Here is a 23,926-nt window from a genome sequence, read left to right on the forward strand (position 1 = left end):
AAATAAAAAATTATAAATCAAAATTATATAAATTTTATCCATAATTGTATAACAGTTCCGGCCAGCCGATGAACTAATTTTACAGTAAATAATAAAACAAGTAACATGAAAACAATACAATTAAAAACGAATATCAATTGCGGTGGATGTGTGGCTAAGGTTACTCCTGCACTAAATGAAACCATCGGTGAAAACAACTGGCAGGTAGATACTCAAAATCCTAGTAAGATATTGACTGTTTCAGGTACGGAAGTCAATAAGGATGAAGTGATTAAAGCGGTTAAAAAGGCTGGCTTTAAAGCGGAAGAAGTAAATTAAGTATCAATTTGAGCCGGGTCAGAATAATCCTGATCCGACATTATTAATATTACTTAAAAACGAAGTTCCTTTCAATATATTCCAATTTGTCATGAAAATACATCAGAGCTTCCGAAGCTCTGTATAACAATATTAGCATTTCTATGCCGACCGTCATTGACGGAGGCACTATCCAACTACGCTAATTAGCCGCCTTCAAAAAAAATTTGCAATTCATCAGACTATGAAGGCACCCCTGTTTGCGACAGACATACGTGGATCAGTTTCAAACAAACTGCATAATCTTATTGGTATAGTGGCGAAAGTCACTGCTTAATATGATCAATATCATATTAACATGTAAATGGTATTTATACCTTTATTAACTATTATTACTTTAGTGAAGAAGATTTTTGTTTTCATATTAGCCCTTCTATACATCACAACATCTTCTGGTGTGATGATAAACATGCATTATTGCATGGGAGAATTGACGGTATTGGGCTTATCACATAATAAAGATGAAGATTGCTCCAATTGCGGCATGAAAGAAAGCGAAAGAAATGCTTGCTGCAAAGACAAACAACAGTTTCTTAAAATTAATAAAGAGCAGAATACTTCTAATGCCTCTTATCAATTACCGGAGTTTACATCCGATGCTTTAGTAAACAATTCTTTTGAATTAATATCTTTACATGTTCCTTCATTAGTGGAAGAAGATCCCCTTGCAAAAGCACCTCCACGAAGGCAAAATCTACCTCTTTTTATTCTTAACTGTGTTTTCAGGATATAATTGTTTCTTCTTAGTATATGCCTACTGTATGATGGTTGCATTTTGGTAATGGCAACCATAGTAGCACAGTAAAATTTTTCAAGAACATACTTGATGTAATAGATACAACGTCAATTATCAGGACGAATGTGCCTTTTTGGGAAGCCTGTATGGGCATCGTTGAAGTTTTTATTATCGGCTGGTTAGTGGGAGCCTGCATTGCAGCTATTTATAACATCAGTTCAAAAACCAAATTATAGGTATGAAAAAAATCAAAGTAACCATTAATGGATATGGCGTAATAGGCAAACGTGTAGCAGATGCCGTAATCCTTCAGGATGACATGGAGTTAATTGGTGTTTGTGATGTTGTTACTGACTGGCGTATTAAAATGGCAGTAAGTAAAAGTTATCCTGTTTATGGTTTTGACCAATCGGTCATCAACAAAATGAAAGAAGCCGGAATTCCCGTGATGGGCAGTTTGGATGATATGCTGCAGGCCGCGGATATTGTAATAGACTGTACGCCAAAAAAAATTGCGGCGCTAAACATTCCGAAATACAGGGCGATGGGTAAAAAATTTATTGTACACGGAGGAGAAAAACATGAAACCACCGGACACTCTTTTAGTGCTGAAAACAATTATGAAACCGCCGTCGGACGTGAAAGCACCCGTGTGGTTTCGTGCAACACCACTTCAATTGTGCGCTCGCTTACAGCATTGAAAAATGCCGGTCTGCTAAAAAAAGCAAGAGGTACATTACTTCGAAGGGCAACCGACCCATGGGAAAGTCATTTGAATGGTATAATGAATACGCTGGTTCCCGAAAAAAACATACCCAGCCACCAGGGCCCGGATGCACAAACGATTGACCCTTCCCTTGATGTAATTACCGTCGCTATTAAAGTACCCGAAACCCTAAGCCACCTGCATTACTGGAATGTGCAGCTTACCCGGCAGGCGTCAAAAGATGAAGTATTGCAGGCATTCGGTAACTCCACAAGAATAGCAATGATTAATTACAGCGATGGGCTACCCGCCAACAATACGGTGAAGGAACTGATGCTGGAAATGGGTCGTCCGTATGGCGATATGTATGAAGTAGCAGTGTGGGAAGATATGCTGAAAGTACAGGGCGATGAATTGTTTTATGCTTACATAGTGGACAATCAGGCAATCGTAATCCCCGAAACCATTGACGCTATCCGTGCATTAACCGGAATTGAACCAGACGCTGAAAAGTCAATAATAAAAACGAACGAAAGCCTTGGAATAAAACAAAGTTTTTATTAGCCGGTAAGCAAAAGAAATAAGTTATCAGATCAATAAAACGGAATGTTATGAAAAAGAAATGGGCTTTGTATCTCGGAAATATTTTAGGCATAAAAGTGTTTATTCATTGGACGTTTGTGATACTCCTGGCTTGGGTATTCCTGATGCACACACGTATGGGTCATGGTTTTTCTGAAGCAATATGGGGAGTGGTTTTTATCCTTGCTTTGTTTGCCTGTGTGATATTTCACGAATTTGGACATGCACTTACAGCGAAGCGGTACAATATTCAGACAAAAGATGTTACGGTTTACCCTATTGGCGGTGTCGCCACTCTTGAAAGCATGCCGAGAAAACCAAAACAGGAACTCATAGTCGCATTGGCAGGTCCCGCCGTTAATATTGTTATTGCTGCTGCTCTGTGGATATATATGCAGATCTCGGCTACTATGCCTGACTGGACTGCACTAAAAACTGCGGATCACATGCAAACCCTGCCTTTTGCTTTCAACCTCTTTGCAGCAAATATCATTTTGGCTGTATTTAACCTTATACCGGCTTTTCCAATGGACGGTGGCAGGGTATTGCGAGCACTTCTCGCTTTCAAAATGGATAGGGCGAAAGCCACACGAATTGCTGCGGGAGTGGGTCAATTCCTGGCAATGTTGTTAGTTTTTCTGGGATTTTTCTACAATTTTTGGCTTGTTTTTATCGGCTTGTTTATATACCTGGGTGCCGGGAGCGAAGCTACTTTTGAAGCTACCCAGAGCATACTGGCAGGTTATGATGTTCGAAAAGTGTTGATGACACGATTTACTACGTTGCTTCCAGGCGATAGCCTTGAAAAAGCAGTTCAGATACTGCTTGATGGTAAGGAGCAGGATTTTCTTGTCGCTACAGATGGACAGGTTCAGGGTGTGCTTTCACGAAAAGAACTGATACAGGGGTTGTCTGCTTTCGGAAAATCATCTCTTGTAATGAACAGTATGCGGACGGACTTCACCATGCTTTCGCCGGAGATGAGCCTGCAGGACGTTTACTCAAAAATGATGACAAAGGGCTATAAGGTTTATCCTGTACAGGAAAATGGTAAACTGGTTGGCATGGTAGATAAAGAAAATATAAGTGAATTGATTTTGGTGCAACAAGCCCTATCAGGAAAGTAAAAATTATTAAGCCCTTTTATCTGGCTAAAAAGATAAAAATGGAACATGAATAAATCAATTTACGGCATATTATTTTTCTCTCTGCTTCTAATTCCTTTTGCGTCAATGAAAGCTCAGGACAAAGCAATGTTGATTGAGCAAATAGAAAGCAAGAAGGTAACAAGAGAAAGTTTTGATAAAAAAGGAAAACTTACAGGGAAGCAAATATTTACCGCCGGAAAAATGACCCCGAGTGGCGGGACTTTCTTTATAAATATCAAAACAGAACTTTATGACGAAGCACAGAAGTTAGAAGCAACCTACACGACCAGTTACGAGTGCCGTCCGGAAGAAGCGGATGTGCTTTTATCGGTCTTTGCAATCAATCCCAAAAAGAGGAAGGTAAGAGTGTCTGTAAAGTCAGGAGATTTTAAAAAGCTATATGCTTTAACGGCTAATGATATGGTACGCAGTATGAGACTGACGATGTATGTGGAAACGGGTATTCTTAATTTTCTTGGGTCAAAGAACAATGTAGATGTAACCAATCGTGTGCTCATTAAAGAAAATAACAACCTGAAGATTACAGAAAAAATTTCCATTAAGGCTTATCTGATGGGCATACGGGTAAGAACAATCAATTATAATGTAACGGAATATTTAACGCTTTCGGGTTCACTACAGAAGCAGGTGTTTAGACAAACGAATGGTGATTATTTTACCATTACCTATAATCCATAATAATAAAATTTTTTCCAAAATTTAATAAAATAAAGCATTATGAACCAACAAACATTCAACAGTGAGATATACGGGCTTTTGCCTTCGGATATTGAAGGCGTTGATTCACTCGCAGAACTTGCACTCAATATTCGCTGGACATGGAATCATGCTGCGGATGAATTATGGCAGCAACTCGATCCGGCTTTATGGGAACGAACCCATAACCCGTGGATAATTCTTCAAACCGTGTCCAGGGATCAACTCAAAAAGCAATTAGCAGAACCTGCTTTTAAAAGGAAGATCAAAAAACTTCTTAAGCAAAAAGAGCAATCAGACTCATCGCTTACCTGGTTTCAGCAAACTCATCCGAAATCCCAACTCACCAGTGTTGCTTACTTTAGTATGGAATACATGCTAAGCGAAGCACTGCCAATTTATTCTGGTGGATTGGGTAATGTGGCCGGCGACCAATTAAAGGCTGCCAGCGATCTGGGTGTGCCCGTAGTAGCTGTAGGATTACTTTATGCACAAGGCTACTTCCGGCAGGAAATTGATCAATACGGAAATCAGCAGGCATTGTTTCCCTATAATGATCCTGGACAACTGCCTATTACCCCCTTACGGTTACCAAACGGTGAGTGGCTGCGATTGAAAGTATCCCTACCCGGTTATCCGGTTTGGCTTCGTGCCTGGCAGGTTCAGGTAGGCAGGCTAAAATTGTTCCTGCTGGACAGCAATGATGCGGCTAACCATCCTGTTCACCGTGGGATTACGAGTGAGCTTTATGGAGGTGGCCCTGAAATGCGTATTAAGCAGGAGATTATATTAGGAATAGGCGGCTGGAAACTACTTCGCTCTCTTGGCATAAACCCCGAGGTTTGCCACCTGAATGAGGGACATGGTGCCTTTCTGGTTTTGGAACGTGCCCGTGATTTTATGAAAGAAAACGGAATTACATTCGAAGAGGCATTGGCTGTTACACGTGCAGGAAACTTATTTACTACACATACCGCTGTATCTGCTGGTTTCGACCGGTTCAATCCTGATCTGATGCATCAATTTATGGGAAGCTATGCCCAGGATGAACTGAATATTAATTTCAATGATTTGATGGCGCTTGGCCGCCTGGATACCAATAATGAATCAGAAAGTTTTAATATGGCATACCTTGCTATAAGGGGTAGCGGCGCCGTTAATGGCGTTAGCCGCTTACATGGTGAGGTTAGCCGCAATCTTTTTAAAAATCTTTTCCCCCGTTGGCCGGTAGCAGAAGTACCCGTTGGCTATGTAACCAATGGTGTACACATGCCCTGCTGGGATTCTGAATTAGCTGATAAAATCTGGACCGAGGCATGCGGAAAAGACCGGTGGAGAGGAAACCTGGAAAATATTGAGCAGCATATTTCGAATATATCAGATGAAAAGCTATGGCAATTCAGAAATCAGTCAAGAGGTAACCTCGTCAGCTTTATAAGAGAAAGATTTGAAAGACAGTCAATGATTGCAGACTTGTCACCCAATATTTTGGAAGCCGCAAAACAAGTATTTAATCCTGACGTATTAACGCTGGGTTTTGCCCGCCGGTTTGTCCCCTATAAAAGAGCCACATTACTGTTACACGATCCTGAACGATTTATCCGCATACTCACAAATCGGGAACAGCCTGTACAATTAGTTATGGCTGGTAAAGCACCCCCATACGACGAGTCAGGAAAAGCATTAATCCGCCAATGGATACAGTTTATTCAGCAGCACCAATTATATAACCATGTCATCTTTTTAAGTGATTACGATATGCACATGGCCGAAAACCTGGTACAAGGGGTAGATGTTTGGGTTAATACGCCGAGACGCCCGTGGGAAGCAAGCGGAACCAGCGGTATGAAAGTACTGGTAAATGGTGGTCTTAATGTATCAACACTTGACGGATGGTGGGCGGAAGCCTACACGCCGGAAGTGGGCTGGGCATTGGGCGATACGCAGGAACAGGGGGATGATGCTGCCGAGGCGGATGCCTTGTATAGTTTGCTTGAGCAGCAGGTGATTCCCGAATTTTATACCCATAACGAAAAAGGCTTGCCGCAAAAATGGATTGAAAAGATGCGTAAAAGCATAGCCACATTAGCGCCTCATTTTTCGGCTAACCGTACCGTGCGGGAATACTCAGAAAAATATTATCTGCCTTTGGCAGAAAATTATGTAAGCCGCACCGCGGATAAAGGCGCACCAGGAAAAAGAATAACCAATATAAAAAGTGAGCTAAGAGCGAAATGGAGTGATATTCATTTTGGAGAAGCGGAAGTGGAAAGTGTTCAAAATGGTTATGCCTTTAAGGTAGACGTGTTTCTAAATGGAATAGACGCGGGCAGCATCTCTGTAGCGCTTTTTGCAGATGGGCAGAATGACTTTTTACCTGAAAAAATTGAAATGCAACCTCTACCGGCTATAGGTGATGAAAATAAACAGCGGTACGAGGCAACAGTTCATAAAGCAAGGCCGGCGAGTGATTATACTATACGAATTGTTCCGGCTTATGAAAATATTACGGAGGCCCTGGAAGACAATCTTATTCTTTGGCAACGTTGATTTCGTGAACTTTAAAAAATAGTATGCTGTATTGAAAATAAAAAGGCACCTATCATTTACATAAGGAAGCCATTTGAAATTAAAGTATGAAAGCAAGTCTTTTAAATATTCTGACCATCAATAGCGGTTCTTCCAGCATCAAGTTTGGCTTATATGAAATAATGGAAAAACCGCAACTACTGTTTGCAGGAAAAATAGATAGAATAGGGCTTGCTGATACAGCATTTACCATCAAAAGAAACAATGGTAATAGTGAAAAGAACAGGCAGGAAATAGGCAACCTCGATTTTCATACGGCATCCGCTTTTTTACTGAAATGGCTACAGCAGCAATCGGAGTTTGGGCATATTAAATGTATCGGACACCGTATTGTCCATGGAATGACGTACACCGAACCGGCAATAATCGATGATGACCTATTAAAAGAATTAAACAATATCAGGGACTATGATCCCGGTCATTTGCCTGCCGAGATTGAAATCATACAGATTATCAAACAAAAGCATCCGAATGTTATGCAGGTAGCCTGTTTTGATACGGCTTTCCATACCACAATTCCGCTGTTTGCAAAAATTTTTGCTATTCCGAGAAAGTATTATCGGGAAGGCATTCAGCGCTTTGGCTTTCATGGCATATCCTACAGTTATCTAATGGAAGAGCTGAAAAAGAAAAACGAAAAGGAGGCAAAGGGTCGCATTATACTGGCACACCTGGGCAACGGTGCAAGCCTGGCTGCAGTGAAAGATGGCAAGTGTATGGATACCAGTATGGGATTTACATCTGCCGGTGGAATTGTAATGAGCACAAGAAGCGGCGATGTGGATCCCGGAGTTGCATGGTACCTGATGCAGAAAGGAATGAATGCTAAAGAATTTAACGATGTCATTAACCATCAGTCTGGCTTATTAGGCATATCAGAAACAACCTCTGATATGCAGGATCTGCTGAAAAGCGAAAAAGAGGATGAGCGTGCAGCAGAAGCTGTCAATATATTTTGTTATCAGATAAAAAAATATATCGGTGCATATACAGCGGCATTGGAGGGGTTAGATATACTTGTTTTTTCCGGGGGCATCGGCGAAAATGCACCGGTAATCCGTTCACGTATTTGCGAAGGTTTTCGTTATGCTGGTGTGGAACTGAATGAAGAGCAAAACCAAAAAAATGCATTTCAAATTTCAGCAAAAAACAGCACGGTAGAAGTTTATGTAGTTCCCACTGATGAAGAAGTAATGATTGCCAAAACCACTGCTGATATATGGAAAAGGCAAACAAACACTAATTGACCATTCATAAAAAGCAATAATATGGAACCACAATCTAATGAGACGGCAAAAGAAGAACTATCACAGGAAGTATTGCATAAAATAAATGCGTATTGGCGGGCCGCCAACTATCTTTCTGTGGGTCAGATTTATTTAAAAGACAACCCATTGTTAAAAGAACCGCTAAAGCTGGAAGATATAAAAAAAGCATTGGTAGGACACTGGGGCACCACGCCGGGACAGAATTTCATCTATGTGCACCTCAACCGAATTATTAAGAAATACGACTTGGATATGATTTACATTTCCGGTCCTGGTCATGGAGGGCCGGCGCTGGTAGGCAATGTATATCTTGAAGGAACGTATAGTGAAGTGTACAATGAAATAACAGAAGATGAAGAAGGATTAAAAAAACTCTTCCGCGGGTTTTCCTTCCCCGGCGGTATTCCCAGCCATGTTTCGCCTGAATGCCCCGGCTCTATACACGAAGGGGGTGAATTGGGTTACTCATTAAGTCATGCCTTTGGTGCAGCTTTCGATAACCCCGATTTAATTGTTTCCTGTATCGTTGGCGATGGTGAAGCGGAAACCGGCCCCTTAGCGACGGCCTGGCATTCCAATAAATTCCTCAATCCCGTTACAGATGGCGTGGTGCTTCCCATCCTTCATTTAAACGGGTATAAAATTGCCAACCCTGCCGTACTGGCCCGCATTAGCAGTGAGGAACTGGAGCAACTTTTTAAAGGGTATGGCTGGAAACCTTATATGATTGAAGGCGATGACCCACTTCAGATGCATCAGAAAATGGCCGATCTGCTGGATAAAGTGATAGAAGAAATAAAAGCCATAAAAGAGAATGCGAAAGAAAACAGCAATGCGGAACGTCCGATATGGCCCATGATTATCCTAAAATCACCCAAAGGGTGGACAGGCCCAAAATTTGTGGACGGCTTACCCATAGAGGGAACTTTTCGTTCACATCAGGTGCCGTTATCCAATCTGGCAGAAAATCCGGAATATTTAAAGCAGTTGGAAGAATGGCTGAAGAGTTATAAACCGGAAGAATTATTCGATGGACGGGGACGACTTTTAGCTGAATTAGCTGATTTGGCCCCAAAAGGCAATCGAAGAATGGGCGCCAATCCGCATGCCAATGGCGGCCTACTGCTGCATGATCTTCACATGCCGGACTTTCGAGATTATAAATTTGAATTAAAAGCACGTGGGGAGATGGGACTTGGCGACACAAGAATTTTAGGCAAGTTTATAGCAGATGTTATTTTTGAAAATGAAGAGCAAAAAAATTTCCGGTTGTTTGGGCCGGATGAAACCATTTCCAACCGTTTAACGGATGTATTCAAAACTACCAACCGTCAGTGGAATGCAGAAATTATTGACACAGATGAATTTTTAAAAAAAGAAGGACGGGTAATGGAAATGCTTAGTGAGCATCAGTGCGAAGGCTGGTTGGAAGGATATCTTTTAACCGGACGGCATGGTTTGTTCAATTGTTATGAAGCTTTTATTCACATTATTGATTCCATGTTCAACCAGCATGCTAAATGGCTAACGGTAACATCTCATCTTCCCTGGCGTAGAAAAATAGCGTCACTCAACATTCTACTAGCATCCCATGTGTGGCGGCAGGACCATAACGGCTTCACTCATCAGGATCCCGGCTTCCTTGATGTGGTGATGAATAAAAAAGCATCAGTCGTACGTGTCTATCTGCCGCCTGATGCCAATTGTCTTTTATCGGTGATGGATCATTGCCTGCGTAGCCGCCATTATGTGAATGTAGTGGTGGCGGGCAAACATCCATCGCCTCAATGGCTTTCTATGGAAGAAGCAGTCATTCATTGCACAAGAGGAATCGGCATTTGGACATGGGCAAGCAATGATGAAGGAACGGAACCCGATGTAGTGATGGCCTGTGCAGGCGATGTGCCCACGTTGGAAACCCTGGCTGCGGTTTCTATTTTAAGAGAGAAATTACCTGATTTAAAAATACGGGTAGTGAACGTGGTTGATCTCATGAAACTACAGTCGGAAAGAGAACATCCACATGGATTAAGCGATAAAGATTTTGATGCCTTATTCACTAAATCCAAACCTGTTATTTTTGCGTTTCACGGGTATCCCTGGCTCGTACACCGGCTCACCTACAACAGAACAAATCATAAGAATTTTCACGTAAGGGGTTATAAGGAGGAAGGCACTATAACCACACCGTTTGATATGACGGTATTAAATCAATTGGACCGTTTTGACCTGGTGGAAGATGTAATAAACAGACTACCGCAATTGGGTGATAAAGCTGCACATTTGAAACAGGAAATGCAGGATACTCTGATAAAGCATACATACTATATCCGCAAACATGGGGTGGATATGCCCGAAGTAAAAGATTGGCAATGGAAAAATTAAAGATATAAAAAAGGAAATAGTAACAGACCCAATACAATTTCACAAAAACCACTTAATTTGTTTAACGCATATAAATCTTCATAATGGATAACAACAAACATAACCACTACGACACTCATCAACACCATCATCATAATGAAGGTATAAGCCGCCAAGGGCCAGTAGATGAAAAAGAAGCCATACTAACCCATCCTGCTGAGAAAACCATGCATGACCACAAGGCAGGTATGGATCACGGTGACCACAGCTATATTCCAATGGGAAGGTGAAAAAAAGAGTATGGTATTGTTCTTTTTGTAGTTAGAGGCGCTATGATAGTACCTCAATTGTGCGCTTTAATTTCGATAACAGGTGGTAGCCATTCAGCTAAAAACTTGTCGGTACAGGCTTCTGTGAATAATGCAGGGCAAATATTGGGACCTTTGATTGGAATATGTTAATAAGCAAATTAAATTTTGTTCCCTTTTTGATTAGCGGTGGATTTTAATCATACCAATATTGATTTCGAAAAGGTGGAGAAATGAGGATTCATTTGACGGCTGATAACTCAAAAATAAAAAAACATCGAAATAAAAATTAGGTTATTTGCAACACTCATTTCTGTTACTATATAAATATGAATGTACATTTTCAATTAAAAACAACCGGCAATTCAATTAACCTTTAATGACGATCAAAGCAAATATCTTAATCACAAAAGCTTCGGGAAAACTTGTACCCTTTGCTCCTGAAAAACTGATGCGTTCTTTGACAAAGGCAGGAGCCACAAAAGAACAGGCTGAAAAAATTTTAGCATCAGTTAAACCGCTTCTGCATCCGGGAATTTCGACGAAAACGATTTTCAAAAACGCTTTCAGATTGTTGAAAAAAGTTTCACCGCCAAAGGCAGGTAAATACAAGCTTAAAAATGCTATAATGGAATTAGGTCCGTCAGGGTTTCCTTTTGAAAAATACTTCGCTGCTATTCTACAGAACATGGGTTATAGCGTTCAAACAGGAGTTATCCTACAAGGCGCCTGTGTTCAACATGAGGTGGACGTGATAGCCGAAAAAGAGAACCAACATGAAATGGTGGAGTGTAAATTCCATCAGCAACAGGGCTCTTTATGCAATGTAAAAATCCCTTTGTATATACATGCCCGGTTTAAAGATGTAGAAGCAGGCTTTACTGATAGTGCATCAAAAAATAACACACTACACCAGGGATGGGTGGTAACCAATACCAGGTTTACAACGGATGCCATCCAGTATGGAACATGTGCCGGTTTAAAGTTGATTGGCTGGAATTATCCGAAGGGCAATAGCCTGAATAATTTAATTGATAAAACGGGACTTTATCCAGTAACGGCTCTTACTTCATTAACTAAAAAGGAAAAACAGGCCCTGTTAAGTAATGATATAGTTCTCTGTAAGAACATCTTAAATAACCCTGACCTAATGAAGCTGGCGGCAATTGTGCAGACAAAACATGAAGCTATACTACAGGAAGCAAAGGAATTATGTAAGAACAGTAATGAGGTTGCACAGCGGGAAACTTTATAAACAACATTAAAAATTATATTTAATGAATCAATTATATTTTTTCACCACAAAAACTTAAAATTATGTTTCACGACGGTTATCACTTTTGGGGAATGCACCTTATCTGGTGGTTCATTTGGGTCATTATTCTTTTCAGCATTTTTGGGTTTTTCGAACCTGTTCGAAAAACAAGGATTAAAAAGGACAGCCCCCTTGACATTTTGCAAAAACGTTTTGCTTCCGGCGAAATTTCAAAGGATGAATACTTTGAAAACAAGAAAATTTTAGATGCGGATATTAAATCGGCTGGAAAGACTAGCCACTGACCCGTTTATAAGGTTCTGCCATTAAAATAGTAGAACCTTATCTTTAAAAAACAAGAAAACTATGAAGCAAGTATCCCAGGAGCGTAATTCCAATAACTGGTATGTGATAACCGGCGGACCAAGTTCCGGAAAAACAACCACTGTAAACATGCTTAGCGAAAGAGGTTACCAGACAACTATTGAACATGCGAGGCATTACATTGATACCATGCACCAGGGCGGAAGAACCGTGGAAGAAATCCGGAGCAATCAAAGGGAATTTCAATCAGGCATTCTTGAGATGCAAATTGAACAGGAAGCAATACTATCTGCCGATGAAATGGTGTTTTTAGACAGGGCAATTCCGGATGCCCTGGCCTATTACCACTTTTTAAACCTTGAAGTTGACGAGCGGCTTACCAAAGCAATGGAAACAGCATCCTATAAAAAAATCTTCATTCTGGATTTGCTGCCTTTTGTAAAAGATTATGCCCGTACAGAAGATGAAGAAGCACAAAAAGAATTACATTCATTATTGGTAGATGTTTACACATCTTTACCTTCCCCGGTCATTCATGTGCCTGTATCATCACCGGAAGAGCGGGTTAACTTTATACTTAATAACTTATAAAACGCAGCAAACGCTTAAAATAACCAGTTTATGGAACATTCAAATCAACACAATCACCAGCACGGAAATAGTCATAAGCAGCCGGAAGACCATCAGCATCATCATGCTGCAACGAAAACTGACGACAACAATGGTTCTAAAGGGAATGATGATCATTCTGCCCATGATAAACATGCCGGCCATCATACGCATGACTTTTTAAAACGCTTTTGGATCTGCTTAATACTAACCATACCTGTGCTCTTGCTTTCTCACATGATACAGGATTGGTTGAATTTCAGCATCCGCTTTCAGGGCGATAAATATGTTTTGCTTGCGTTGGGGACCATAATCTATTTCTATGGCGGGATGCCTTTTTTGAAAGGGCTGGTAACTGAGATAAGAAACAACTCCATAGGCATGATGACACTGGTGGCGCTGGCTATCACCGTTGCATTTGTTTACAGTGTTGCTATTGTATTTGGTTTGCCGGGCATGGATTTCTTTTGGGAATTGGCAACTCTGATTGACATTATGTTGTTAGGACACTGGATAGAAATGAGGTCTTCAATGGCAGCTTCAAACGCTTTGCAGTCTTTAGTCGCCTTGCTTCCTTCAAATGTGCATGTGGAGCGAAATGGGGAGGTAACAGACATAAACATACAGGAGTTGCAGAAAGGAGATACTGTCATCATCAAGCCCGGTGAAAAAATACCGGCAGATGGTTTAGTAACAGAAGGCAATTCATTTGTAGATGAAAGCATGTTAACCGGCGAAAGTGTGCCCGTGAAAAAAGAAAAAGATGCCAAAGTAATAGCTGGTGCAGTTAATGGTGGTGGCTCAATGAAAGTAAGCGTTACAGGCGCAGGTAAGGATAGCTATCTGAACAAGGTAATTACCATGGTAGAAGCTGCACAGAATGCAAAATCAAAAACACAAAACCTTGCTGATAAAGCTGCGAAATGGCTTACAATCACAGCTATTGTGGTAGGCGTTGCCACTTTCATAGTTTGGTATATCAACAACGATTTGGCTTTTGCACTGGAAAGAATGGTAACAGTAATGGTTATATCCTGTCCACATGCTTTAGGCGTTGCCATTCCCCTGGTAGCTGCTATCTCTACTACGGCGGCAGCCAGGCATGGTTTGCTCATCAGAAACAGAACGGCGTTTGAAGATGCAAGAAAGCTTACCACCATCATCTTCGATAAGACCGGCACACTTACCAAAGGTTCACATGAAGTGCAGAAAGTGTTCAGCATTTCAGATAAATACAGCAGCGATGAAATATTACAGTATGCTGCCGCTATTCAGCAACACTCAGAACACTACATTGCCAGGGGGATGTTGAAAAAATTGAAAGAAAAGAATTTGCAACTATGGCAGTCTTCCGGTTTCACCTACATGCCGGGTATCGGTGTGTCCGGTTCGGTTAACGGTAAGATAGTAGTTGCGGCGGGCCCTAATTATTTTGCACAAGAAAATATGGAGCTTCCAACGATACCTTCGGAAATTGATCAGAACACAGAGACAGTCAATTTCCTGATGATTGATGCCGAACCCGTGGGCATCGTTACATTGGCAGATACAATCAGGGAAACTTCAGCCGAAGCCATAGAGCAACTCAAGCAAATGCATATCAAATCATTTCTGCTTACAGGAGACAACGAAAAGATAGCTGCTGCAGTTTCTAATAAATTGGGCATGGATGGCTATCTGGCCAATGTACTGCCACACCAGAAACAGGAGAAAATAGCCGAGTTTCAAAACAAAGGTGAAGTAGTGGCCATGACTGGCGACGGAGTAAACGATGCACCGGCTTTAGCGGCGGCGGATGTAGGCATTGCAGTTGGCAGCGGAACAGATGTAGCAGCCGAAACAGCCGATATTATTCTTGTAAACAGCGACCCGAAAGATGTAGTGCAAATGATTGACTTTGGCAGAAAAACCTACCGTAAAATGATACAGAACCTTATCTGGGCTGTTGGTTATAACGTCATTGCCATTCCATTGGCAGCAGGAGTTCTTTACCCAAATTTTATGCTTAGTCCGGCAATGGGTGCAGTGTTGATGAGTTTAAGTACTGTGATCGTTGCCATAAATGCCAAAATGTTGAAGTTGAAATAGTGCCCATTTTATCGGAAATCAACTTCAGGATAATCGGGAAATAAAATGATTGATCCCAAAGGCCCTCAGAGCCACTATCAACTTCACTCATTATCTGCCTTCAAAGTCTCTGCAATTCATAACAGAATACGAAGGCAACTTGGCTAAGACAAACATACGTTGATTTGCTTCAAACAAATCTTTATAATTCTTATTAGAATAGTGGCGAGAGTCACTGTTTAATATGATCAATATCATATTAAACATGTAAATAGTATTTATACCTTTACTCACTATTTTTACTTTGGTGAAGAAAGTTATTGTTTTCATATTAGCCATTCTATACATTGTTACATCTTCCGGTGTAATGATAAACATGCATTATTGCATGGGAGAATTGACTGAATTGGGCTTATCACATAATAAAGATAAAGTTTGCTCTAATTGCGGCATGAAAGACAGCGAAAACAACGGTTGCTGCAAAGACGAACAACAGCTTCTAAAAATTGATAAAGAGCAAAAAACTTCTAATGTTTCTTATCAATTACCGCAGTTTACATCCGATGCTCTAATCTACACTTCTTTTGAATTAACATCCATATATGTTCCTTCATTAATGGAAGAACATCCGTTTGCAAAAGCACCTCCACGAGGACAAAATTTACCTCTTTTTATTCGTATCTGCGTTTTCAGAATATAATTGTTTCTTATAGGTACATGCCCGGCATTATGTTGGGCTAAAGGTGTTTCTAAACCGTATTCGTCCTCCCATCTTCATGTCGAATAAAAAATGGACAATCATGCGCCTTGATTTCTAAACTAAAAGATTTTCGCATCATCTTCATCATACGTCATTCAGATGAATGTTGATAAAATCCTAACCATCAATTTCAACATACATTAAAATATAAACAGATGAAAAAGTTAAATTATGCCATTATGCTGGCAATAAATGTCCTTGCACTTTCTACAGCAATGGCCCAAAAAGACAGTAGCGGCGTTTATAAAACTGCTGACGATTTCAGACAAAGAAAGTTGTCATACGCTATCAATTACAAAACCGAAAAACACAAAATAAAGAACAATCTGCTTTTTAATAACGCTGAATTAAAAGTTATACATGCCGGCGAAACCTACACTTTGCTCAAAAGTGAAACGTATGGCTACAGAAGTACCAAAGGGGAAGAATTCAGATTTGTAGATAATAAAGAATATAAGATACTTAATCCTGGTGCGGGTTTACTGATTTATGTATACACACACACTTCCCACTCCCCCAAGGAAGCTGGAAAATATCCAGCAATATATTATTTCAGTACAGATGCATCTTCTGCACCACAGTCTCTGACCAAAGCAAACCTTAAAGCAGCATTTCCTGACAATCATAAGTTTCATGATGCATTGGATGCTCAGTTCAAAACTGATAAGGAATTGCATGATTATGACCGGTTTCATAAAATGTACAAGTTGAATTGGATAATTAAGAATGATATGAATTAAGTGACTGTCCAAAGATTAATCCGGTGTTTAAAGGTTGGATGGCAATAGCTTTAATAATAACAACAAAACTTGAAATCCTTTTACGAATAACCGTTCAGGTACATGCTTACATCAAACATTAAATGCAGATGAAATGATCGAAAAAATTATCACCTGGTCAATTAATAACCGGTTTTTTGTCTGGTTAGGGATAGTTATGATCGCTATAGGCGGATTATATTCCATTAAGAACATGCCGGTGGATGCAATTCCTGATCTTTCCGAAAATCAGGTGATCGTTTACACAGAGTATATGGGCCGTAATCCAAAGATCATGGAAGACCAGATTACATATCCACTGGTTTCCAATTTACAGGGAATACCTAAAATCAAATCTATCAGGGCCGCTTCGATGTTTGGCATGAGTTTCATTTTTGTAGTGTTTGATGATGGCGTTGATGAGTACTGGGCCCGTACCCGCGTTCTTGAGCGACTAAATTATGCGCAGCGTTTTTTGCCGCAAGGTGTTACCCCTACCCTGGGACCAGATGGAACAGGCTTAGGTCATGTATTTTGGTACACATTGGATGGAGATGGTTATAATCTCGGCGAACTTCGGGCGTTGCAGGACTGGTATGTGAAATTTGCATTGCAGAATGTGGATGGAGTAAGTGAAGTAGCCTCTTTTGGTGGGTTTCAAAAGCTTTACCAGGTAACCATCGATCCTCATAAGCTTATTTATTATGGCGTACCACTAATGGACATTACCCGTGCTGTTACTGCAAATAACCGTGATGTAGGCGGCAGTCTTTATGAAATGAATTCCACCGGATACCTGATCCGTGGACAAGGTTATATTACCGGACTTGAAGATATAAGAGATATTTCCATTGGTACATACAAGTCAATTCCCGTTCTGCTCAGTGATGTTGCCGAAGTTCAAATGTCATCTGATTTAAGATTGGGAATAGTGGATGAAAATGGTGAAGGTGAAGTGGTAGGTGGGATTGTAGTAATGCGTTTTGGTGAAAATGCCAGGGATGTAATAGAGCGGACTAAAGTAAAGATGCAGGAGGTGGAAAAAGGCTTACCTGCCGGTGTTAAATTCAAAACTGCGTATGATCGAAGTGATTTGATTCTCGCATCTATTGATACGTTGACCGAATCATTATGGCAAATGATCGTGATTGTTTCCATTGTCGTAATTATTTTCTTATTCAGTATCCGTAGTGGTTTAATTGCCATTGCCTGCATCCTTTTATCCGTACTTATAGGGTTTATCCTTATGCAACTTTTTGGTGTAACCTCTAACATCATGTCATTGGGTGGAATTGCTCTTGCCATCGGTGATGTAGTTGACCCTGGGATAGTAATGGCTGAAAATGCGTACCGTTCTCTAACAAACCGTGTTTTAAAAACTCAAACCAAAGATTAGTATGTCAGCAGAACAAATAATAAAAGTAAAGGAGCGGATCGGCAATACAAATGAAATTTCCGATGAAGAGCGAGTTGAAATTATCAAAGAATCATCAAAAATGATAGGGCGCTCGGTATTTTTTTCAGTCATCATTATGATCATTTCATTTGCGCCAATTTTATTCCTCACCGGGCAGGAATTTAAAATGTTTAGCCCCCTTGTTCTGACGAAGACATTTTCACTTATTGGCGCTGCTATCCTTGCTATTACCGTTGCTCCCATGTTAACGCGGACGTTCATGAAAGGTAAGCTTATACCGGAGAGCCGTAACCCTGTTTCTAACTTATTTGTAACCCTTTATAAACCCGTTGCCCGTTTTTGTCTTGACTGGCGCAAAACTGTCTTGGCTGCATGCCTGGCACTGGTGATTGGAAGTATTCCATTAGTAACTAACCTGGGGTCAGAATTTATGCCACCCCTTGATGAAGGTTCTTTGCTGTTTATGCCTGTAACACTTCCGGATGTTTCTAATTCCGAAGCCAAAAGAATTATGCAATTACAGGATAAAATTATTAAGAGTTTCCCGGAGGTGGAGAATGTACTTGGAAAAGCAGGCCGGGCAAATACAGCCACTGATAACTCACCTATCAGTATGATTGAAACGATGGTGATTTTAAAACCTAAAAATCAGTGGCGTAAAAACATGACCAAGGCAAAGTTGATTACTGAAATGAATGAAAAAGTTCAAATACCAGGTGTCAGTGTTGGATGGACCATGCCTATAATAAACCGGATAAACATGCTTTCTACTGGTATCCGGACAGATGTTGGAATTAAAATATACGGCAAAAACCTGGACAGCATATACAATCTTAGCCGTCAGGTCGAAAACACGATACAAGGAATTGAAGGTTTGGCAGATTTGTATGTAGAGCAACTTACCGGGGGCAAATATCTCGATATAAAAATACGCAGGCGAGACATAGCCCGCTATGGTTTAAACGTGGATGATGTAAACATGGTAATAGAGAGCGCTTTGGGTGGGATGATCCTGACTACAACCGTGGAAGGAAGGGAACGCTTTAATGTTAACCTTCGGTTAGCGCAGGAATACCGCAATGATATTGATGAAATTGAACGAATTCCAATTCAAACTATGAATTATGGTGTAGTTCCCCTTTCAGCAGTTGCGAATGTAAAAATTACAGAAGGTCCGCCCATGATCAGTTCTGAAAACGCTATGTTGAGAGGCACTGTACTTTTTAACGTTCGGGGAAGGGATATGGGAAGTGTAGTAAAAGATGCTAAAGAACGGATTGATGAAACTTTTAAAAAGTTGCCACAAGGTTATTATATTGAGTGGAGCGGACAGTATGAAAATCAGGTGCGGGCCAACCAACGATTAAGCATCATCATACCCATCGTTTTACTGATAATAGCCTTCATTTTATTTATTACATTTCACTCTTACAAGGCTGTGCTCATGGTTTTTGTTAGTATTCCGGTAGCGCTGATTGGGGGTGTTTACTCTTTGTACTATTATAATGTTAATTTCTCTGTGGCAGTAGCGGTTGGTTTTATTGCGCTTTTTGGCGTAGCAGTAAGCACCGGTGTTCTCATGATTTCTTATCTCAATGATACAGTTAAAAAATTGGTACAGGAAAAAGGGAACAATCCACAAGCCATTAGTTTTCCTGTGCTTAAGGAAGCTATTCTTTTCGGGGCTACACAAAGAGTACGCCCACTTCTCATGACTGTTCTTGCTAATATCCTTGGTCTGATACCGGTGCTGGTATCAACAGGCACAGGAAGCGACGTAATGAAACCCATAACCATTCCCTTTGTATTTGGGTTAATATCCGCTACTCTTTTTGTGTTGATAGTGCTGCCGGTCATTTTTAACCTGGTAAAAGAATGGGAATTAAAAAGGAGTGGAAAGCTCGAGATTATGCAAATAAGTGAATAAACAGCTTATATGAAAATAAAGACTATAATATCAATATTTCTTAGCCTGCTGGTTACAGTTAGTTCAATCAAAGCACAGGATACAGTTCGTCTTTCTCTTCCGGATATTTTCAAAGGGATTGATAAATCATATCCGCTATTACGAGTTTATCAAAACCGGATCAGTAGCATAAGAGCGCTTGCCGAAGGCGCCAGGAGCTGGATGCCGCCCACTCTTTCAGTAGCAATTGACAAGTTTCCCTATCGGTTAGGTATGATCAGTGAAAAATCTCCGATGAACCAGGCCGGCTTCATGTTTTCTGTTGAACAAATGATTCCAAACGCTGCCAAACTCAATGCGAAAAGAGACTATATTCTCTCGCAGCAGGACATATCCAGCAACGAAGCCGAATGGGAAAAGAATGTTCTTCATTATACTGCCCGGCTTTACTATTATCGCCGTTTCACTGCAGAAAGGAAATTAAAACTGGTAAGTGATTATGAAGAACTATTAAAGATGCTTATCAAAACAGCTCGCGATAAATATGTTTACAATCAGTCTGATCTGCCTTCCATTTTTAAAGCCGAAGCTTCTCTTAGCGAATTGAAAAATATGGAAACCATGTTGCTTTCACAGGTTGCCGAAAGTACTATCGGGATTAATACGCTACTAAGCAGGGATGTGAACACCCCGTTTGTAATTGATTCGCTTTTACAGACAACAGATTATCAGGCCGATTTTCTGAATATCAATGATACTACGTTTCTTAACCGTAGCGATATTCTTGCAATTGAAAGCCGGATACGTTCCATGCAAAGCAGCATTCGGTTGGCTGCCACAGGTTCGAAGCCTGATTTTGGTATCCAGTTCTCTCACGGGCAAATGTTTGGTATGCCTAACCAATTTTCCATAATGGGTATGGTTACCATACCCATTGTTCCCTGGTCGTCGCGAATGTATAAGTCTGAAGTTCGTTCCATGAGCTTCGACATTGAAGCCATGCAAAATGAACGATCAACCATGCGATTGATGACCACGCAAATGATCCGCGAAAAAATTACGATGCTCAACTATGAAAACCGGCAGCTAAAAAATTTTGACATCAGCATTTTACCCGCTTACCGGAAAAATCTTGAAAGTAACCTGCTTGCCTATCGTCAGAACACCGGTAATTTTTTTGTGTTGCTGGATGCCTGGAACATGCTGCTGATGAAAGAAATGGAACGCATTGATAAACTCGCACAGGTATTTACCATTCAATCAGAATACGAATACCAACGGGAAATAAAATAAGTCATGAAAAAAAATATTCTATATACGATCAGGCGGTATTCAATTGCTGGACTTGGTTTCATCTTGTTGCTGTTACTGGCTTCCTGCAATTCGAAGCGGAACGAACAGGAACATGCAGGAAACCATGCAACTGAAACCGATACCATGGTTGGAATGAGTAAAAATTCAAAGATGGAAGGCCATACTAATATGGACCATTTAAATGAAAAAGCTGACGGACATCAACAGATGAATATCGGGCAAGGTCTGGATACACTTGATGAAATGTACTTGAGTGCCCTGCCCGCTAACCAAAGTGTTATTTCAAAGCAATCGGCTGTACCTGTGAGAGACAGTATGCAACAATTTACAATTAACGGAGAAGGATACATCACGTTTGACCCAAGGAGAAACCGGAAAATTTCTGTGCGTATTAGTGGACGTATTGAACGCCTTTTCGTAAAATACAATTATCAGTATGTACGGAAAGGAGAAAAAATAATGGAAATATATAGCCCGGACTTAAACACATATATTTCGGAATACATTTATATACGCCAAAAAAGTAACGACCGGGAATTGATGGAAAAAGCAAAACAAAAGTTATTACTGCTTGGTCTATCCAATGCCCAAATTGCTCTAATTGATAAAAACCCTACTGCCCCATTTACCATATCCATATACAGTCCTTTTGAAGGGTATGTGCTATTTAATCCATCGCCAGGCGGTGGCGGCATGAGTGCTCCAAGCACGCAAGGGGGCATGGGTAGTGGAATGAATAGCGGAGCGGCCTCTGCATCCACAGGTACTGCCAGTACTTCGTTAGATGATAATTCTATCAGGGAAGGAATGTATGTTAGTAAAGATCAAACGGTATTTTGGATCAATGATTTCCAAACGGTATGGGGCATCGTTGCCTTTTCACATGAAAACGAAAAGATAGCTAAACCCGGATTAGATGTGGTAGTAGAAAGTGAACTTTTCCCAGGCCAGACCTTTCGGTCAGTTGTCCAAATGGTAGAACCGGTTTACAGGGGCGCTCAAAAGTTTACGCAAGTCCGGTTATATTTTTCCACTCCAAATCGTAAGCTCAAACAAAACTCTCTCATCAGGGCCAGTGCTTTAGTTAATTCCAGCTCCCTCACCGTACCGGCAAGCAGCGTTTATTATCTGGGAAGCACCGCAATTGTGTGGGTTTTAAAAGCAACAACTAAAGATGGCAGCAACGTTTTTCAGGCAAGAGCTATAAAAATCGGCAACCGAAGTAACGAATACATTGAAGTATTAAAAGGATTGAACAGTACCGAGTTTGTTGCCAAAGATGCAGGCTACCTGGCAGATAGTGAAACCTTAATACAATATTAAATTATGAAAGTGAAAAATGTATTTACCATAGCGATTGGGATCATGGTTTTGTCGGGAATATTATTGATGACTGCTTGTACAAATGACAAGAAGGTCGCTGATCAGGAGCAACATTCGGGGGCACATGCCGTAACTGATTCCTCTGGTAAAGAGATATTATCTCTTACCGACCAGGATGAAAAGCATGCTAATATTAGGATTGATAGCGTCAGGACAAAATCAATGGCAGAATTTTCTACGGTATTGGGCACTGCTAATTTTGATCAAAGAAAAATCACTGTAATTACTTCGCGTATTCGTGGAAGGCTTGACAAATTATTTGTAAGAAATCCGCAGCAATACATTAAGGAAGGGGAACCAATTTATGCCATTTATAGTGAGGAGCTTATAGCATACGAAAATGAATTGTTGACTGCCATTCAAATGAAAGCGGGCCCATCTGATTTACAGGCCTCGTTTGATCAGATTATTGAAGCGGCCAAAAGAAAATTGTTTTTACTGGGACTAACCAACTTTCAAATTGAGCAAATAGAGAAATCCGGTGTAGCCTTACCCCTGATTACCTTTTACAGCCCGGTTTCCGGCACCTTAACGGAGTTGCCTGTAAGCGAAGGGCAATATGTAGAAGAAGGTACAGCCATGTTTCGTATAGCAGATATGTCACGACTTTGGATAGAGGCCCAAATGTATGTCAGTGAATTGAAGTGGTTGGATGGCAGGGCAGCCATACACGCAGAGTTTGATGCCTTGCCCGGAGAAGTGTTTAAGGTTGTGCCCGTATTTGATAACCCAAGCTTAGAAGCTGACAGTAAAATAAGCCTCGTGAGATTCCAGGTCGAAAATCTTTCTAATAAATTGAGACCTGGAATGATGGCCTATATAAATATTAAAAGAAATGAGAAAAAGACCCTGGTGATTCCGAAGAGCTCGATTGTGGTTGGCGAAATGATTTCTGCCTGGGTAAAGACAGCAAAAGGAACGTATGAAAACCGGATGATTCAATTGGGCATTCAGAACAAAAAAGAAGTAGAAGTGCTTAGTGGTTTAAAAGAAGGCGAATTAATAGTAACCAATGGCGCTTACTTACTTAACAGTGCTTTAATATTAAAAAAGGGTACTGGAATGCCTGGAATGGAAGGAATGGATATGTAGGAAAGATAAATCACAAACCAGTTAATCATGTAACATAATCTTTATGCCGATTCCGGAAATTATAATGATAAAAACGCCATGGGCTATAAATCATGAAACTGCTCTAAACCAGCTTCATGCTGATTCGGAACACGGATTGGCGTCAGCAGAAGCTGCCCGCCGGCTTCAGCTTTTTGGATATAACCGGATTGAATCCGGAAAGAAAATCAGCCCGTTGATGATCCTGGTAAATCAGTTTATCAGTCCTTTTATGTTGTTACTGGCAA

General features: G+C 40.6%; 22 protein-coding genes. All 22 read left to right on the forward strand.

Annotated elements, in window-relative coordinates:
* The first annotated feature begins 105 nt into the window (after positions 1–105).
* Positions 106–318: a heavy-metal-associated domain-containing protein gene (locus PLE34_RS19105; RefSeq protein WP_324559554.1), complete on the forward strand. Its 213-nt coding sequence runs from the start codon at positions 106–108 to the stop codon at positions 316–318.
* 343 nt (positions 319–661) lie between these two features.
* Complete coding sequence (locus tag PLE34_RS19110; RefSeq protein ID WP_502875891.1) at positions 662–1,090, forward strand: HYC_CC_PP family protein; 429 nt, start codon at positions 662–664, stop codon at positions 1,088–1,090.
* Positions 1,091–1,125: 35 nt separating this feature from the next.
* Entirely contained in the window at positions 1,126–1,329 is a 204-nt protein-coding gene (locus PLE34_RS19115) for a DUF5676 family membrane protein (protein ID WP_324559558.1), read from the forward strand.
* Between the two features lie 2 nt (positions 1,330–1,331).
* Positions 1,332–2,363, forward strand: a complete 1,032-nt coding sequence (locus tag PLE34_RS19120; RefSeq protein WP_324559560.1) for a type II glyceraldehyde-3-phosphate dehydrogenase — start codon at positions 1,332–1,334, stop codon at positions 2,361–2,363.
* A 47-nt stretch (positions 2,364–2,410) separates the two neighbouring features.
* Positions 2,411–3,508 carry a site-2 protease family protein gene (locus PLE34_RS19125; protein WP_324559561.1) on the forward strand — a complete coding sequence of 366 codons (1,098 nt, stop codon included), beginning with the start codon at positions 2,411–2,413 and terminating at the stop codon, positions 3,506–3,508.
* Positions 3,509–3,553: 45 nt separating this feature from the next.
* A complete protein-coding gene (locus tag PLE34_RS19130; RefSeq protein ID WP_324559563.1) occupies positions 3,554–4,228 on the forward strand; it encodes a hypothetical protein in 675 nt (224 codons plus the stop codon).
* Between the two features lie 39 nt (positions 4,229–4,267).
* Entirely contained in the window at positions 4,268–6,796 is a 2,529-nt protein-coding gene (glgP, locus tag PLE34_RS19135) for an alpha-glucan family phosphorylase (RefSeq protein ID WP_324559565.1), read from the forward strand.
* A gap of 86 nt (positions 6,797–6,882) precedes the next feature.
* Positions 6,883–8,082: an acetate/propionate family kinase gene (locus PLE34_RS19140; RefSeq protein WP_324559567.1), complete on the forward strand. Its 1,200-nt coding sequence runs from the start codon at positions 6,883–6,885 to the stop codon at positions 8,080–8,082.
* A gap of 21 nt (positions 8,083–8,103) precedes the next feature.
* Positions 8,104–10,488: a phosphoketolase family protein gene (locus tag PLE34_RS19145; RefSeq protein WP_324559569.1), complete on the forward strand. Its 2,385-nt coding sequence runs from the start codon at positions 8,104–8,106 to the stop codon at positions 10,486–10,488.
* A gap of 83 nt (positions 10,489–10,571) precedes the next feature.
* Positions 10,572–10,757 (forward strand): hypothetical protein, encoded by a 186-nt coding sequence (locus PLE34_RS19150; RefSeq protein WP_324559571.1) that lies wholly within the window; start codon positions 10,572–10,574, stop codon positions 10,755–10,757.
* 397 nt (positions 10,758–11,154) lie between these two features.
* The gene (locus PLE34_RS19155; RefSeq protein WP_324559572.1) at positions 11,155–12,030 is read left to right on the forward strand and encodes a restriction endonuclease; all 876 of its coding nucleotides are present in this window, start codon (positions 11,155–11,157) and stop codon (positions 12,028–12,030) included.
* Positions 12,031–12,092: 62 nt separating this feature from the next.
* On the forward strand, positions 12,093–12,335 hold the full coding sequence (locus PLE34_RS19160; protein WP_324559574.1) for an SHOCT domain-containing protein: 243 nt from the start codon (positions 12,093–12,095) through the stop codon (positions 12,333–12,335).
* Between the two features lie 61 nt (positions 12,336–12,396).
* On the forward strand, positions 12,397–12,945 hold the full coding sequence (locus PLE34_RS19165) for an AAA family ATPase (RefSeq protein WP_324559577.1): 549 nt from the start codon (positions 12,397–12,399) through the stop codon (positions 12,943–12,945).
* Positions 12,946–12,975: 30 nt separating this feature from the next.
* The gene (locus tag PLE34_RS19170) at positions 12,976–15,051 is read left to right on the forward strand and encodes a heavy metal translocating P-type ATPase (protein WP_324559579.1); all 2,076 of its coding nucleotides are present in this window, start codon (positions 12,976–12,978) and stop codon (positions 15,049–15,051) included.
* A 286-nt stretch (positions 15,052–15,337) separates the two neighbouring features.
* The gene (locus PLE34_RS19175; RefSeq protein WP_502875892.1) at positions 15,338–15,730 is read left to right on the forward strand and encodes an HYC_CC_PP family protein; all 393 of its coding nucleotides are present in this window, start codon (positions 15,338–15,340) and stop codon (positions 15,728–15,730) included.
* Between the two features lie 215 nt (positions 15,731–15,945).
* Positions 15,946–16,530, forward strand: coding sequence for a hypothetical protein (locus PLE34_RS19180; RefSeq protein ID WP_324559583.1), 585 nt, complete (start codon positions 15,946–15,948; stop codon positions 16,528–16,530).
* A 133-nt stretch (positions 16,531–16,663) separates the two neighbouring features.
* Positions 16,664–17,944: an efflux RND transporter permease subunit gene (locus tag PLE34_RS19185; RefSeq protein ID WP_324559585.1), complete on the forward strand. Its 1,281-nt coding sequence runs from the start codon at positions 16,664–16,666 to the stop codon at positions 17,942–17,944.
* Position 17,945: 1 nt separating this feature from the next.
* Positions 17,946–19,892 (forward strand): efflux RND transporter permease subunit, encoded by a 1,947-nt coding sequence (locus PLE34_RS19190; RefSeq protein ID WP_324559587.1) that lies wholly within the window; start codon positions 17,946–17,948, stop codon positions 19,890–19,892.
* 9 nt (positions 19,893–19,901) lie between these two features.
* Positions 19,902–21,164, forward strand: coding sequence for a TolC family protein (locus PLE34_RS19195; protein WP_324559590.1), 1,263 nt, complete (start codon positions 19,902–19,904; stop codon positions 21,162–21,164).
* A 3-nt stretch (positions 21,165–21,167) separates the two neighbouring features.
* On the forward strand, positions 21,168–22,508 hold the full coding sequence (locus PLE34_RS19200) for an efflux RND transporter periplasmic adaptor subunit (protein WP_324559592.1): 1,341 nt from the start codon (positions 21,168–21,170) through the stop codon (positions 22,506–22,508).
* 3 nt (positions 22,509–22,511) lie between these two features.
* Positions 22,512–23,660 (forward strand): efflux RND transporter periplasmic adaptor subunit, encoded by a 1,149-nt coding sequence (locus PLE34_RS19205; RefSeq protein ID WP_324559594.1) that lies wholly within the window; start codon positions 22,512–22,514, stop codon positions 23,658–23,660.
* A gap of 43 nt (positions 23,661–23,703) precedes the next feature.
* On the forward strand, positions 23,704–23,926 hold a 223-nt coding region (locus tag PLE34_RS19210; RefSeq protein WP_324559595.1), incomplete at its 3' end, for a cation-transporting P-type ATPase.

The organism is Agriterribacter sp., assembly GCF_035445465.1.
In the GTDB taxonomy this organism is placed as follows: domain Bacteria; phylum Bacteroidota; class Bacteroidia; order Chitinophagales; family Chitinophagaceae; genus Agriterribacter.